15 protein-coding genes are annotated in these 14,939 nt (G+C 62.6%); 12 read left to right on the top strand and 3 right to left on the bottom strand.

Annotated features, from left to right (window positions below):
- Positions 1–200 precede the first annotated feature (200 nt).
- The 9 genes from ftsZ (at position 201) to dnaE (ending at position 10,021) form a co-directional block, all read left to right on the top strand.
- Entirely contained in the window at positions 201–1,421 is a 1,221-nt protein-coding gene (ftsZ, locus tag LRQ04_RS12260; RefSeq protein ID WP_235520438.1) for a cell division protein FtsZ, read from the top strand.
- A 26-nt stretch (positions 1,422–1,447) separates the two neighbouring features.
- The gene (locus tag LRQ04_RS12265; RefSeq protein ID WP_235520439.1) at positions 1,448–2,161 is read left to right on the top strand and encodes a polyphenol oxidase family protein; all 714 of its coding nucleotides are present in this window, start codon (positions 1,448–1,450) and stop codon (positions 2,159–2,161) included.
- Positions 2,154–2,882 carry a YggS family pyridoxal phosphate-dependent enzyme gene (locus tag LRQ04_RS12270; RefSeq protein WP_235520440.1) on the top strand — a complete coding sequence of 243 codons (729 nt, stop codon included), beginning with the start codon at positions 2,154–2,156 and terminating at the stop codon, positions 2,880–2,882. The genes LRQ04_RS12265 and LRQ04_RS12270 overlap by 8 nt, the downstream gene beginning before the upstream one ends.
- An 85-nt stretch (positions 2,883–2,967) precedes the next feature.
- Complete coding sequence (locus LRQ04_RS12275) at positions 2,968–3,504, top strand: cell division protein SepF (RefSeq protein ID WP_235520441.1); 537 nt, start codon at positions 2,968–2,970, stop codon at positions 3,502–3,504.
- Between the two features lie 130 nt (positions 3,505–3,634).
- Positions 3,635–3,922 (top strand): YggT family protein, encoded by a 288-nt coding sequence (locus tag LRQ04_RS12280; protein WP_235520442.1) that lies wholly within the window; start codon positions 3,635–3,637, stop codon positions 3,920–3,922.
- Between the two features lie 159 nt (positions 3,923–4,081).
- Entirely contained in the window at positions 4,082–4,777 is a 696-nt protein-coding gene (locus LRQ04_RS12285) for a DivIVA domain-containing protein (RefSeq protein ID WP_235520443.1), read from the top strand.
- 99 nt (positions 4,778–4,876) lie between these two features.
- Entirely contained in the window at positions 4,877–5,485 is a 609-nt protein-coding gene (gene lspA, locus LRQ04_RS12290) for a signal peptidase II (protein ID WP_235520546.1), read from the top strand.
- Positions 5,478–6,404 carry an RluA family pseudouridine synthase gene (locus LRQ04_RS12295; RefSeq protein WP_235520444.1) on the top strand — a complete coding sequence of 309 codons (927 nt, stop codon included), beginning with the start codon at positions 5,478–5,480 and terminating at the stop codon, positions 6,402–6,404. Before lspA ends, LRQ04_RS12295 begins: the two co-directional genes overlap by 8 nt.
- A gap of 59 nt (positions 6,405–6,463) precedes the next feature.
- Positions 6,464–10,021 (top strand): DNA polymerase III subunit alpha, encoded by a 3,558-nt coding sequence (gene dnaE, locus LRQ04_RS12300; RefSeq protein ID WP_235520445.1) that lies wholly within the window; start codon positions 6,464–6,466, stop codon positions 10,019–10,021.
- Positions 10,022–10,041: 20 nt separating this feature from the next.
- On the opposite strand, the gene LRQ04_RS12305 is transcribed toward dnaE, so the two are convergent.
- Complete coding sequence (locus LRQ04_RS12305; RefSeq protein WP_235520446.1) at positions 10,042–10,542, bottom strand: flavin reductase family protein; 501 nt, start codon at positions 10,540–10,542, stop codon at positions 10,042–10,044.
- 108 nt (positions 10,543–10,650) lie between these two features.
- On the opposite strand from LRQ04_RS12305, the gene LRQ04_RS12310 reads away from it, so the two are divergent.
- The 3 genes from LRQ04_RS12310 (at position 10,651) to nrdR (ending at position 13,226) form a co-directional block, all read left to right on the top strand.
- Entirely contained in the window at positions 10,651–11,187 is a 537-nt protein-coding gene (locus LRQ04_RS12310) for a hypothetical protein (RefSeq protein WP_235520447.1), read from the top strand.
- Positions 11,188–11,191: 4 nt separating this feature from the next.
- Positions 11,192–12,553 carry a histidinol dehydrogenase gene (gene hisD, locus LRQ04_RS12315; protein ID WP_235520448.1) on the top strand — a complete coding sequence of 454 codons (1,362 nt, stop codon included), beginning with the start codon at positions 11,192–11,194 and terminating at the stop codon, positions 12,551–12,553.
- 169 nt (positions 12,554–12,722) lie between these two features.
- Positions 12,723–13,226 carry a transcriptional regulator NrdR gene (gene nrdR / locus LRQ04_RS12320; RefSeq protein ID WP_235520449.1) on the top strand — a complete coding sequence of 168 codons (504 nt, stop codon included), beginning with the start codon at positions 12,723–12,725 and terminating at the stop codon, positions 13,224–13,226.
- 78 nt (positions 13,227–13,304) lie between these two features.
- Here the strand turns inward: nrdR and LRQ04_RS12325 are convergent, their stop codons facing one another.
- Together LRQ04_RS12325 and ppgK are read right to left on the bottom strand one after the other, a co-directional pair.
- Entirely contained in the window at positions 13,305–14,066 is a 762-nt protein-coding gene (locus tag LRQ04_RS12325; RefSeq protein ID WP_235520450.1) for an SDR family oxidoreductase, read from the bottom strand.
- Between the two features lie 6 nt (positions 14,067–14,072).
- Positions 14,073–14,876 carry a polyphosphate--glucose phosphotransferase gene (gene ppgK / locus LRQ04_RS12330; protein ID WP_235520451.1) on the bottom strand — a complete coding sequence of 268 codons (804 nt, stop codon included), beginning with the start codon at positions 14,874–14,876 and terminating at the stop codon, positions 14,073–14,075.
- Positions 14,877–14,939 lie beyond the last annotated feature (63 nt).

Consider the following 14,939-nt stretch of genomic DNA (forward strand, 5'->3'; position numbering starts at 1 on the left):
AGACTCGCGCCGGCGGCAGCCTTATTTCACGGCAATGACACGACACGCGCAAGCGGTCATTGCATGTGGGAACCAGAGGAAATACCGTCGCTGTAGAGTTACTTGACATAACTATAACCTTCAACTAGAGGGTTAAGGTCCAAGTATTCAAGTTGGACTCGATCAGTTTCGCTATAGGACACAAGCAAGGGGCACGAAACGTGGCAGCACCGCAGAATTACTTGGCCGTCATCAAGGTCGTCGGCATCGGCGGCGGTGGCGTGAACGCAGTCAACCGCATGATCGAGGTGGGCCTTCGGGGCGTCGAGTTCATCGCCATCAACACCGACGCGCAGGCGCTGCTCATGAGCGACGCCGACGTCAAGCTTGACGTCGGACGCGAACTCACCCGTGGCCTCGGCGCCGGAGCAAACCCTGAGGTCGGCAAGCAGGCCGCAGAAGACCACGCCGACGAGATCGAAGAAGTTCTCCGGGGTGCGGACATGGTCTTCGTCACCGCTGGCGAAGGCGGCGGTACCGGAACCGGTGGCGCCCCTGTCGTCGCGCGCATCGCCCGCTCCCTGGGTGCGCTGACCATTGGCGTGGTGACCAGGCCGTTCACGTTCGAAGGCCGTCGTCGCGCGGGCTCCGCAGAGGCCGGCATCGACGCTCTGCGCGATGAAGTCGACACCCTGATCGTGATCCCCAACGATCGCCTCCTGTCCATCAGCGATCGCAACGTCTCCGTCCTGGACGCCTTCCGTTCCGCGGACCAGGTGCTGCTGTCCGGTGTCCAGGGCATCACCGACCTCATCACCACGCCCGGCCTGATCAACCTTGACTTCGCCGACGTGAAGTCCGTGATGCAGGGCGCAGGTTCAGCCCTCATGGGTATCGGCTCCGCCCGTGGCGAAGACCGTGCTGTCAAGGCCGCGGAACTGGCCATTGCTTCCCCGCTGCTGGAGGCTTCCATCGACGGCGCCCACGGCGTCCTGCTCTCCATCCAGGGCGGCTCGGACCTCGGCCTGTTCGAAATCAACGAGGCCGCCCGCCTGGTCCAGGAAGTGGCCCACCCCGAGGCCAACATCATCTTCGGTGCCGTCATTGACGACGCCCTGGGCGACGAAGCCCGCGTCACTGTCATTGCTGCAGGCTTCGACGACGTCAAGGCAACTTCTCCTTCGATGGACCAGTCGCGCCCGGCCCAGAACCCCGTCCCCGCCGAGCGTCCCGCTGCTCCGAACAGCGCTCCCTCCAGCGCAGCTGCACCGCAGCACGCGACGGCCGGCATCGGTGCCGCAGGATTGGGCAACTGGGGCCAGCAGCGTCCCGCCGCCCTGCCCGCAGACTCAGGTTTCGACGTCGACCTTCCCGCCGTGGTGGAACCGGATCTCACCGGAAGCCGCTCGGATGACCTCGACGTTCCCGACTTCCTGAAGTAAAGCCGCGTCCGGAGAGTCAGTACCTGGTGTTTTGGTGGCGTAATGAAGTACTGCCCGGCGTCTCCGTAGCCTTTACGGACAGGGACGCCGGGAACCTGGCCCTCCACGTCGGGGATGACCCCGGTGAGGTCCTGGACCGGCGGGCCCGCCTCGACCAAGCCGTTGGCTTGGGCGCCGGGCGCTTCCAGTACATGAATCAGGTCCACGGAAACACGGTGGAGTTCATCGAAGTCCCTGGCCAGGGCCCCACCGCGGATGCCATGGTCTCCCGAGGGACTTACGCCCACACGGCACCGCAACCCTTGGCGGTGATGGTTGCAGACTGCGTGCCTGTGGTCCTGGTGGGTGCGGATTCCGGAAACCAGCCCATCATTGCCGCAGCCCACGCGGGGCGTCCAGGTGTCGCCTCGGGCGTTATCCCCGCAACCGTCGCGGAGATGCGCCGGCGGGGAGCTACGAGCATCAGGGCTTGGCTGGGCCCGTCAATCTGCGGTTCCTGCTATGAAGTGCCGGCAGAATTGCGGGCCACCGTGGCCGCTGACGTGCCCGCGGCGTGGGCATCCACGTCATGGGGAACCCCGGCCTTGGATCTTCCAGCCGGAGTGCGCTCCCAATTGGCCGCGGCGAACGTGGCTGTGGAGTATTCGGGGGAGTGCACGTTGGAAAACGACAATCTTTTCTCGTACCGGAGGGACAACCGTACCGGTCGATTCGCAGGTTTGGTGTGGACGCATGACTAGCTCTGACAACGATCCTCGTACCGCGGAACTGGCGGAACGACTGGCCGCCGTGGCGGGCAGGATCGAAACGGCAACCGCGGCCGCCCATCGGACCGATCCGCCGCGGTTGATCGTGGTCACCAAGTTCCATCCCGCCGCGGACGTCCGGCGCCTGGCATCCCTGGGAGTCGCGGATGTCGGCGAAAACCGTGACCAGGAAGCCGCTGCCAAATCAAGTGAGCTCGCTGGCGTTGATGTCCGATGGCACTTTATCGGGCAGCTCCAAAGCAATAAGGCCAAGTCGGTTGTCAAGTACGCGTCGTCCGTCCAATCAATCGACCGCGTCCAACTCGTTGATGCGCTGGCCAAAGCCATGGCGCGCGAACAGGATGGTACGGGCCGCGCGGACCTCGACTGTTTCATCCAGGTCAGCCTGGAGGACGACGCCGGTGCTCACCGTGGCGGTGCCGGCCCGGCCGACGTCGAGGTTCTCGCCGAAAAGATCCAATCAGCCGGCGGCTTGCAGCTCTCCGGCCTGATGGCCGTAGCACCCTTGGGTGCCGATCCCGAGGCGGCCTTCGAAAAGCTCGCAGGAATTTCGGCCGCCCTCACCTCAATCCACCCCGATGCGACGGCCATGTCCGCGGGCATGAGCCAGGACCTGGAAGCCGCAATTAAGTTCGGGGCGACACACCTGAGAATTGGCTCCGATATTCTCGGTTCCCGTCCGGCCGTGGGGTAGCGTCAAAGTATTGGAATGACGGGCCGGGGTTCCGATGTGTCAAGTCATGGCGGCCCGCCTACTGCAGAAACGATAGGAGTGCACCATGGCTGGCGCTCTGCGCAAGACAATGATCTATCTTGGGCTCGCCGACGGCGATGAACACTACGAATCTGAGCAGGCAGCCGCCTCGCACCCCGACGAAGAACGCCCCCAGGCACAGGAACGGGAAGAGCGCCGTGCGCCTGCTCCCGTCCGGGAAGTTGTCCGTGAAATGCCCACTGTTGACGCCGAAGAGGAATACCGCGCACCTGTGACACCCATTAAGCGTGCGGCGTCCAGCCGCGAAGATGCCTCTGGCCTGAGGCAGATCACCACCGTCCATCCCCGCTCGTACAACGACGCCAAAGTCATCGGTGAAAGTTTCAGGGATGGCATCCCCGTCATCATGAACGTGACCGACATGGGCGAAGCGGACGCGAAGCGCCTTGTGGACTTCTCCGCAGGACTGGTCTTTGGCTTGCATGGCAGCATCGAGCGGGTGACCAACAAGGTCTTCCTGCTGTCGCCGTCGTATGTCGAGGTCATCGGAGATGACAAGAAGGCCAGCGAAACGCAGGCCAGCTTCTTCAACCAAAGCTGACAAGAGTCTTTCAAGGATGCCAGGCGGGTCTACCTGCCTGGCATCTGTGTTGCAATAGTAAGGACCGATCGGCGTTGCATACTATGGACCGATCGGCATTCCGGAACAAGTGGGAGATCTGAGCTAACTCGTGGGCATTGTTTTCGGCCTTATCTACATAGTGTTGTTGCTGTTCTTCATTGCCCTGATCATCCGGCTCATCTTCGAGTGGGTGCAGATGTTCGCCCGACAATGGCGGCCCCGGGGTGTGGCGTTGGTTACAGCCCATGTGGTGTACTCCGTAACCGACCCGCCCTTGAGGAGGCTTCGGCGGCTGATTCCGCCCCTGCAAATGGGCGGAATTTCGCTGGATTTGGGCTTTTTGATCCTGATCATTGCGGTCAGCATTGCGATGGCCGTAACCAGCAGCCTGGCCTAGCTGCACCGCGGAACCCCGGACCACCGATGGTCCACAGGCCGCAAATTCTCTCCAATTCAACACGATGGTGTTGAATTGGAGGAACCAGATGATATTTAGGTACCGTAGTTTTGAACGGCCGGAAGGCCTACTGACTAACTAGACCAACGAGGTGACCAGATGGCTTTGACGCCAGAAGACGTTGTCAACAAGCGCTTTCAGCCGACCAAGTTCCGCGAAGGCTACGACCAGGACGAGGTCGATGACTTCCTCGACGAGATCGTGGTGGAACTTCGCCGCTTGAACCAGGAGAATGACGAGCTTCGCAAGAAGCTCGCCGAGGCCGGTTCGGCTGTGCCTGCTGCAACCACTGCGGCTCCGGTCGTCGAGAAGGTGCCGGCTCCGGTCAAGGTCGACAAGGAAGCCGAGGCCAAGGCAGAAGCTGAAGCCAAGGCTGCCGCTGAGGCTGCCAAGAAGAAGGAAGCCGACCAGGCCGCTGCTGCCGCTGCCAAGGCTCCTGCTGCGAACAACAGCCTCACCCCCTCTGCCGAGTCGGCTGCAGGACTGCTTGCCATGGCACAGCAGATGCACGACAAGCACGTCTCCGACGGTGCGCAGCAGAAAGAAAAGATCATCGCCGAGGCGCAGATCGAGGCCTCCAGCCTCGTCAACGACGCCCAGGAGAAGTCCCGCAAGATCCTCGGTGCCCTCGAGCAGCAGCGCTCCGTCCTTGAACGCAAGGTTGAGCAGCTCCGTGGCTTCGAGCGCGACTACCGCTCACGCCTGAAGGCCTACATCGAAGGCCAGCTGCGTGACCTCGACGCCCGTGGTTCCGTCGCTGCCCCTGAGGTCGGCGAAGCAACCGCAGACGTATAGCAAGTATTCTAAAAGCCGGTGGCTGAGGACTCCTCGGCCACCGGCTTTTGCTGTTAACCCACCGCAGCAGGCCACCACGCTTACCGAATGAAAGCCATAATGACCGACGACTTCACCGATGACGCTTCACAGCCGGAGCCCGGCTCACGCCGAAAGCGGCGGCCGGCCGTACTCTGGCTTTTTGCCGGCTTCGCCGTGTTCGCCTACGCCTTCGACCAACTCACCAAGCTCTGGGTAACCAGCACCATGACCGAGGGCGAACGGATACCCGTGCTGCCTCCGTTGCTTCATTGGTATTACATCCGGAACTCCGGGGCGGCGTTCTCCATCGGTGAGAACGTCACATGGATTTTCACGATCGTCATGGCGGCTGTTTCCATTGCGATCCTCTTCCAGTTGCGCCGGCTGGGCTCGGCCTGGTGGGGATTGTCACTGGGTCTGCTGCTCGGCGGCGCATTGGGTAACCTGACAGACCGCTTGTTCCGTGAGCCGTCCTTTGCCATGGGACATGTTGTGGACTTTATTCAGTTGCCGAATTTTGCCATTTTCAACATCGCCGACTCGGCTGTGGTGTCCGGGGTGGCCATCATCTGCCTGCTTACCCTCCGCGGCGTTGGCATGGACGGGTCCCGCCATGTCCAAACGCCGAAGCCAAGCGGTGAGGCCAAGCCGGCCGGCGGTTCCAAAGGGGACTCCGCCAGTGAGTGACTCCGTGGTGGTACCCGAGGACCTGGCTGGAGCACGTGCGGACGCCGGGTTGGCGAGATTGCTGGACATCTCACGGTCTGCCGCGGCACTGCTGATCGCCGAAGGCAACGTCACTGTCGGGGGCGTGCCCCTTGGCAAATCGGCGAAGCTTGCAGCAGGCACAGTTCTGGACGTCACCGTTCCGGAACGGCCTGACCCTTTGGAAGTCGTGGAGGAAGTTGTGGAAGGCCTGAAAATCCTGCTGGATGACGATGAATTCGTTGTCATCGACAAGCCGGTGGGAGTCGCCGCCCACCCGTCTCCCGGATGGGTGGGCCCCACTGTGGTGGGTGGCCTCGCCGGGGCGGGATACAGGATCTCGACGTCCGGAGCTCCTGAGCGTGCAGGGATCGTGCACCGGCTCGACGTCGGCACATCCGGTGTCATGGTGGTGGCAAAAACAGAGCATGCCTACACGGTGCTGAAGCGGGCGTTCAAGGAGCGCACCGTGGACAAGGTCTACCATGCAGTGGTCCAGGGCCTCCCTGATCCACTTGAAGGGACCATCGATGCCCCCATTGGGCGGCACCCCGGCCACGACTGGCGGTTCGCTGTCATTGAGGATGGTCGTCCGTCGGTCACCCATTACGAGGTACTGGAGGCCTTCGGTAAGGCGACGTTGGTTGAGGTGCACCTGGAAACGGGACGTACCCACCAGATCCGCGTCCACTTCTCGGCTCTCCGGCATCCCTGTGCCGGTGATCTCACCTACGGCGCGGACCCTCGCCTGGCCGCCACCTTGGGCCTCACCCGGCAATGGCTGCACGCCCGCCAGCTGGGATTCAACCACCCCCGCACGGGAGAGTGGGTAGAGGTCCGCAGCGACTATCCTGCAGACCTCCAATACGCACTGGACCTGCTGGCCAGCGGATCCGCCTAGATTGCCCTCAGAGTCCCCGGCTCCACGTTCTGTTGGACCGGGGACGGTAGACTGTCGTGGTGACTTCCAGCAATGATTCGTTCGTCCACCTGCACACCCACACCGAATACTCCATGCTGGATGGAGCCGCCAGGCTGGGTGAGTTGTTTGACGAAACCGAACGGCTGGGCATGCCCGCCCTGGCCACCACGGACCATGGCTACCTGTTCGGTGCGTTCGACTTCTGGCGCAAGGCCACGGACAAGGGCATCAAGCCCATCATTGGTGTTGAAGCATATGTAACCCCGGGTACGGCCCGCGGCGACAAGGAACGCGTCCGCTGGGGCGACGAAAGCCAGCGCAAAGATGACGTCTCCGGTGGTGGCTCCTATACCCACATGACGCTGCTGAGCTACAACAACGTGGGCATGCGGAACCTCTTCAGGGCCTCTTCGATTGCCTCCCTGGACTCCGTGTTCGGCAAATGGCCGAGGCTGGACCGTGAACTGCTCAACACCTACTCCGAGGGCCTGATTGCCACCACCGGCTGCCCATCCGGGGAAGTCCAGACCAAGCTGCGACTGGGGCTCTACCGCGAGGCGGTGGAGGCCGCCGCGGAGTTCCGGGACATCTTCGGCGCGGAGAACTACTTCTGCGAGTTGATGGACCACGGCCTGGACATCGAACGCCGCGTCACTGGCGACCTGCTGCGCCTGGCCAAGGAGCTGAACCTTCCGCTTGTAGCCACTAACGACCTCCACTACACGCACGAGCACGACGCCAAGGCGCACGAGGCCCTCCTGGCCATCCAATCGGGTTCAACCCTCCTGGAACCGACGTACGACAACGGCGGTTCGAGGTTCGCGTTCTCCGGCAGCGGGTACTACCTGAAGTCGCCGCAGGAAATGCGTGAATTGTTCCGCGACCACCCCGAGGCCTGCGACAACACCCTGCTCATCGCCGAGCGGTGCGAAGTATCGTTCAACACCGGTGCCAACTACATGCCGCGCTTCCCCTGCCCGCCCGGGGAGGACGAGACGTCCTGGCTGGTCAAGGAAGTCGATGCCGGACTCAAATACCGCTACCCCCAGGGCATACCGGACAAGGTACGCGCTCAGGCCGACTACGAGCTCGGCGTCATCACCTCCATGGGTTTCCCCGGTTACTTCCTGGTGGTTGCCGACTTCATCAACTGGGCCAAGAACAATGGCATCCGGGTGGGCCCGGGCCGTGGCTCAGGTGCAGGTTCCATGGTGGCTTACGCCATGCGAATCACCGACCTCGACCCGTTGCAGCACGGCTTGATCTTCGAACGCTTCCTCAATCCGGACCGCGTTTCCATGCCTGACTTCGATGTCGACTTCGATGATCGCCGCCGCTCCGAAGTGATCGATTACGTCACCAAGAAGTACGGCGACGAACGAGTGGCCATGATCGTCACCTACGGGACCATCAAGACCAAGCAGGCGCTCAAGGACTCCTCGCGTGTGCTTGGATACCCGTTCAGCATGGGCGAGACACTCACCAAGGCCCTGCCGCCGGCAGTCATGGCCAAGGACATCCCACTCGCGGATATCCAAAACCCCGAGTCGAAGCGCTACAGCGAAGCGGGGGACTTCAGGCAGCTCATCGCTACCGATCCCGAGGCCGCGAAGGTCTTCGAGACGGCGTTGGGTATTGAGGGGCTGAAGCGCCAGTGGGGCGTGCACGCAGCAGGCGTGATCATGTCCTCGGACCCCATCATTGACGTCATTCCGATCATGCGCCGTTTCCAGGACGGCCAGGTCATCACGCAGTTCGACTATCCGACATCTGAAGGCCTCGGGCTGATCAAGATGGACTTCCTGGGCCTTCGAAACCTGACGATCATTTCGGATGCGCTCGAAAACATCAAGATGAACCGTGGCGTCGACCTGGATCTGGAAAACCTGGAGCTCGACGACGCCGCTTCCTACGAACTCCTGGCCCGGGGCGACACCCTGGGCGTGTTCCAGCTCGACGGCGGACCCATGCGGTCCCTGCTCAAGCTGATGAAGCCTGACAACTTCGAAGACATCTCCGCAGTCCTGGCTCTGTACCGCCCGGGTCCCATGGGCGCCAACGCCCACACCGACTATGCCCTGCGCAAGAACGGGATCCAAGAGGTCATTCCCATCCACCCGGAGCTGGAAGAACCCCTGAAGGAGATTCTCGGCGGCACCTTCGGCCTGATCGTGTATCAGGAGCAGGTTATGGCCGTGGCGCAGAAGCTGGCCGGCTATTCACTCGGCCAAGCCGATATCCTCCGCCGCGCAATGGGCAAGAAGAAGAAGTCCGAGCTGGACAAGCAGTTCGCCGGCTTCTCGCAAGGTATGCAGGACAACGGCTATTCCATGGCTGCCGTGAAAACGCTCTGGGACATCCTGCTCCCGTTCTCCGACTATGCCTTCAACAAGGCCCACTCCGCTGCGTATGGCGTGATTTCCTACTGGACTGCCTACCTGAAGGCGCACTACGCGCCCGAGTACATGGCGGCGCTGCTCACGTCGGTGGGCGATGACAAGGACAAATCCGCCATCTACCTCAATGAGTGCCGCCGCATGGGCATTACTGTGCTGCCGCCGGATGTCAACGAGTCCTCGTTGAACTTCACGCCTGTGGGAACGGACATCCGCTTCGGCATGGGTGCCATCCGCAACGTTGGCGTGAACGTGGTGGATGCCATGGTTGCGGCCAGGACATCCGAAGGCAAGTACACCTCGTTTAAGGATTTCCTGCTCAAGGTTCCCGCCGTCGTCTGCAACAAGAGAACCATTGAATCCCTGATCAAGGCCGGCGCGTTCGACTCCCTGGGCCACCACCGGCGCGCGCTGGCAATGATCCACGAAGAGGCCATCGACTCGGTCATCACCCTGAAGAGGAATGAAGCGATTGGCCAGTTCGACCTCTTCGCGGGCTTCGAGGATCAGGAACCCGAAGCATCGCTGACCACCGAAATTCCGGATCTTCCGGAGTGGGAGAAGAAGGACAAGCTCTCCTTCGAGCGCGACATGCTGGGCCTCTACGTCTCAGACCATCCGCTCCAGGGGCTGGAGGGCGTCCTCAGCCAGCATGCCGAACAATCCATCACGTCGATCATCGCCGAGGACGGACCGCACGACGGCGCGATTGTCACCATTGCGGGGATGATCACCTCGTTGAGCCGAAGAATCGCGAAGGCCAGCGGCAATGCCTATGCCCGGGCGGAAATCGAGGACCTGGGCGCCTCGATGGAGGTCATGTTCTTCGGGCAGGTCTATGGCCCGATTGCCTCCGTGCTGGCGGAAGACCTGATCGTGGTGGTCAAGGGACGCTTGCAACGGCGTGATGACGGAGCTGTGACGCTGAACTGCATGGAGCTCTCCGTGCCGGACCTCAGCGAAAGCGTGAACGGGCCCGTGGTGATCACCATCCCCACGTTCAAGGCGACGGAAGCGGTAGTGACCGACCTCCGCGATGTGCTCCGGACACATCGCGGAAACTCGGAAGTCCGGCTGAAGTTGATGGGCGACACCAAGGTGGAGGTCATGGGGCTGCCGGTCCACATGCGGGTGAACCCCAGCCCGTCACTGTTCGGAGATCTCAAGGTCCTCCTGGGCCCCGCCTGCCTGGATAACTAGGAGGGCGGGCCCGGGAGGGCTCAGATCTCGTAATCGAGCGGCGCCGGCTTGCTGTACGTGCCGCTGTGATACAGCAGGGGAGTGCCGTCGTCGCCTACCTGGCCGTCGACGACCTCAACCACCACCACCGCGTTGTTTTCGAACGACAAGCGCATTTGGATCTTTCCAACGAGCCAGCCGCTGACGTCCTTGAGGATCGGCACGTCGTGTGGGCCAGGCTCCCAGTGGTCGCCTTCGAAGCGGTCGCGGGTCCGGGCGAAGCGATTGGCCAAGGCCTGGTTTTCAAGACCGAGCATGTGGACGCCAATGTATTCCGCGTTGGCCACTGCTGGCCAGGAACTGGAACTCCGGGCCATGTTGAAGGTGAAGCGCGGCGGTTCGGCGGACAGAGAGGCCACTGAGGTTGCGGTGAAACCGAATGGTTTGCCGTTGAGGTTGGCGGTGATGATGGCCACCCCTGCTGCATGCCGGCGGAACATCTCCCTGAAGGTCTGCTCGAAGCCGGGTTCTTCGCTTGCCACGTTGTTGTTCTCCTGGACTGGTTGTGTTTCTTCCTCTCAGGGTATTCCCCGGGTGCGCCACCCCCGTCTTTTGCCGGGCCAGCGTGAACCTTTGTTAATGTGGGTTGCATGACCGAGCCCAGTGTGAGCCTTCCTTCCGTTTCCGAACCGGCTCCGGCCCGTAGCCCGCGGCAGTTGAAGGACGTACTTTTTTGGGTGGCCTTTCCCGCAGCCTTGGGCGTGGTCCTGGGCGTGCTCTGGTGGCTCTTGGCCCCGGGCGGGCTCAACCTCCTTTCGGGTAACCCGGACCTGGCTAATCCCGCGGACCCGGAGTCGTGGCTTCCGCGGGACTTGGTGCTCGCCGCCCTGGTGCTCCTCGCCGGGTGTGCAACCGGGCTTGCCCTGGACGGGAAGCTGCAGGGCATCGATGCGCCGCGTCTGCTGGCTTTCGCGCTGCTCGGTGGGGCGGTGGGCGCCGTAATCGCCTGGCTTGTTGGCTTGCTGGCCGGTCAGTTGTGGAGCCAGGCCCCGGACCCGGCCCTCGGTGCAGGGTACGGTTTCACGCTGCGCTCTTATGCGGTACTGGTCTTGTGGCCAGGAGCTTTGGCCTTCATGACGTTTGTCCTGGCGCTGTTCGGGGTTCTTTCGAAGAAGCCCGTAAAATAGCCGGGTGACCACTTCCCCGGATACTTCCGCCCCAGCAGCTGCCCTCGATTTCCGCACGATCGACTTCCGGGGCCGCCACCTTTCGCTTGCCGAACTGCGCGAAGCCGTTCCCAGGGCACGCCATCAGACAATGGCCGACGCCGAGCAAAAGGTCCAGGACATCATCTCTGCTGTTCGCAGCGAGGGCTTCGCTGCCCTGGGCGAGCTGGCCAGGACGTTCGACGGCGTGGAACAGTCCCACCCCCGGGTCCCGGCCGAAGCACTGACGCAGGCGCTGGAAGAGCTCGACCCAGAGGTTCGCGCGGCCTTGGAAGAATCGATCAGTCGGGCGCGCCGGTTCGCGGACCGGCAGCGGCCCGCCAATGTGGACGTTTCACTGGGCGACGGTGCAGTGGTCAGCCAGAACTGGATTCCCGTGGGCCGTGTTGGGCTGTATGTCCCTGGCGGCCTGGCTCCTTTGGCGTCATCCGTGATCATGAATGTGGTCCCGGCTGTGGCTGCCGGCGTCGGGTCCATCGCTTTGGCTTCGCCTCCGCAAAAGGACTTTGGTGGCCTGCCGCACCCCACCATCCTGGCGGCAGCCAAGCTCCTGGGCATCGACGAGGTCTATGCCATTGGTGGCGCGCAGGCAATTGTGTCGTTTGCCTATGGCATTCCGGGATCCGGTGATGAACAGCCGATCGAACCTGTCGATGTTGTGACCGGTCCCGGCAACATTTTCGTGGCCACCGCCAAGCGGCTGGTGAAGGGCGTTGTGGGCATCGACTCTGAAGCCGGGACCACTGAGATTGCGGTCCTTGCCGATGCCACGGCACAGGCACCCCTTGTAGCTGCCGATCTGATCAGCCAGGCCGAGCACGATCCCAAAGCAGCTTCTGTCCTGGTGACGGACTCCGCGGACCTGGCCGACGCCGTCGTGCGTGAACTTGCACGGCAGGCTGCTGCCACCAAGCACAGTGCCCGGGTTCTTGAGGCGCTGTCCGGGCCCCAGTCCGGGGTGGTCCTGGTCGATAACCTGGAGCAGGGGATCGCCGTATGCAACGCCTACGCGGCCGAGCACCTGGAAATCATGACTGCGGACGCAGCTTCGGTCGCGTCCCGGATACGGAACGCCGGGGCGATCTTTGTCGGTGAGTACAGCCCTGTCAGCCTGGGCGACTACTGTGCAGGCTCCAACCATGTTCTGCCCACCAGCGGCACCGCCGCTTTCTCGTCCGGATTGAACGTGACCACCTTCCTGCGCGCAGTGCAGGTCATCAACTATGACCGCGATGCCCTGCAGCAGGTCAGCACGCATATCGTCAGCTTGTCGGGCGCGGAGGACCTGCCGGGTCATGGCGACGCCGTGCGGATCCGGTTCGCTTGACCGTAAACCACTATATATAAGGGTGCCTACCACTACATGTAGTAGTTACACGCTTGTCATTACCGTGTGATGGACCGTAAACTGGTGCCGGAAGTTATCTTCCGGCACCTTTGCGTATCCGGCGGCCTGCCGGCAAGTCCTGTGCCGGAGCTGTCAGGGGAGGCCCAGCGTGTATTGTCCGTTCTGCCGGAATCCTGACTCCCGTGTTGTTGACAGTCGAATGGCCGACGACGGCTCCTCCATTCGCAGGCGACGCCAGTGCCCGGAATGCGGCCGGCGTTTCACGACCGTGGAAACGACCAGCCTCTCCGTCATCAAGCGATCCGGCGTGGGAGAGCCCTTCAGCCGCATTAAGGTCATCAGTGGCGTCCGCAAGGCATGCCAAGGGCGTCCCGTCACTGAGGATGATCTGGCCATGCTTGCACAGGAAGTCGAAGAGAACATCCGTTCGTCGGGCGCAGCAGAGATCGATGCCCACGAGGTTGGCCTGGCGATTCTCGGACCGCTGCGGAATCTGGACGAGGTAGCGTACCTGCGTTTTGCCAGCGTGTACCAGGCATTCGAGTCCTTGGAGGACTTCGAATCTGCCATTTCCTTGCTCCGCCATGAGGCCGAGGCCCACGCCAAGGCAGGCACCAAGCAAGCCAAAGGCTCCGAGAAGAGCCAACTCTAGCTCCGGTGGCGGCAGCGGAGGGGAAGCCGCAGCCGCCACCGGCACCAAGCAGCGACCGTCGCGTGGCAAAGGGCCGGTCTATCGCCCGCCCGAAACAGGAAGAACGGCCCCGGTGATGTAGCCGGCTTCGCTGGACATCAGCCACATCACTGCGGCAGCGACTTCCTCGGGTTCGGCACCGCGACCCATGGGAATGGTTGGATTCAGCTTCTCCACACGGTCCGGCATACCTGCTGCCGCATGGAGCCCAGTGATGGTGCTGCCGGGAGCCACTGCGTTGACCCGGATTCCCTCCTTGGCCACTTCGGATGCCAACCCCACCGTCAGGACATCCACAGCCCCTTTGGTTGCGGCGTAGTGCACCCAGGTGCCGGGCGAGCCGGCTTTGGTGGCTGTCGAGGAGATGCTGACGATGTTCCCACCGCTGCCGCCATGATCCGTTGACAGCCTCCGCACAGCCTCCTGGCACATGAAAATCATGCCCGAGACGTTGACGTCGACAACCCGCTGTACCTTCTCGGCAGGCACCTCCACCAGGGTGCCGATCTGGTCGCCGGTGATGGCAGCGTTGTTGATGACCGCGGTCACCGTGCCCCAGGTCGCGGCTTGGTCAAACAAGCGAACGACGTCGGCCGGTTGGCTGACGTCGGCTTGTACGGCCAGTGCGCGGCCGCCTTGGGAAACGATGCGACGGACTACAGCGTGGGCGCCGTCGGCATCAGCTGAGTAATTGACCACGACGCCATAACCGGCCGTTGCCGCGGCATGGGCGACTGCTGCGCCGATGCCACGGCTGGCACCGCTGACAGTCGCGACGCCGTTCCCAGACTTTTCGGGCATTCGCCCCTACTTGGCGAGTTTGTGGTGCAAAGCCACCTCAAGTGCAGCGCCAACAATGCCGGCGTCGTTTTTCAACTTGGCAGTCACGATCTTGGTGCGCAACTGCAGGTGCGGGAAGTATTCGTCGGAGCGCTTGGAGATGCCGCCGCCCACGATGAAGAGCTCAGGGGAGAACAGGAACTCCACGTGCTGCAGGTAGCGGTTCAGCAGGACACCGTATTCGTCCCAGCTCAGGCCGTCGCGTTCGCGTGCAACAGCCGATGCCTTGGTTTCGGCGTCGAACCCGTCCACCTCGAGGTGACCCAGTTCGGCGTTGGGGACCAGCTGGCCGTTGAAGATGAAAGCAGATCCAATCCCGGTGCCCAGGGTGATCACCAGGACTGTTCCATCCACGCCTTCGCCTGCGCCGTAACGGGCCTCGGCAAGGCCGGCGGCGTCGGCGTCGTTGATGACCTCAACGGGGCGTCCCAGGCGCTTGGTGAAAGCGGCATCGATGTCGGTATTGAGCCAGGTCTTGTCGACATTGGCCGCTGAGTGGACCACGCCATGCTGGATGATGCCCGGGAACGTCACGCCCACCGGGGAATCGGCTGCAGGTGCGTCGGGACGGCTGGACAGTTCTTCAACGATCTGGGCGACGACGTCGGCGACGGCCTCGGGCGTTGCGGGCTGCGGAGTGGGGACCCGGAATCTGTCACCTATCAGCTTGCCCTTCTTCAGGTCGACGATGCCGCCCTTGATGCCGGTGCCGCCGATGTCGATTCCGATCAGCGGGGCGTTCTTGTGGGTCTTCTCATCCTTCTTGGACAATGCATTTCCGATCGTGGCAGGAGGGGATGGGCATGGCGCAGCCTCCCGGGCTGCTGGGACCTT

This window comes from Paenarthrobacter sp. AR 02, from assembly GCF_021538675.1.
Lineage (GTDB): Bacteria > Actinomycetota > Actinomycetes > Actinomycetales > Micrococcaceae > Arthrobacter.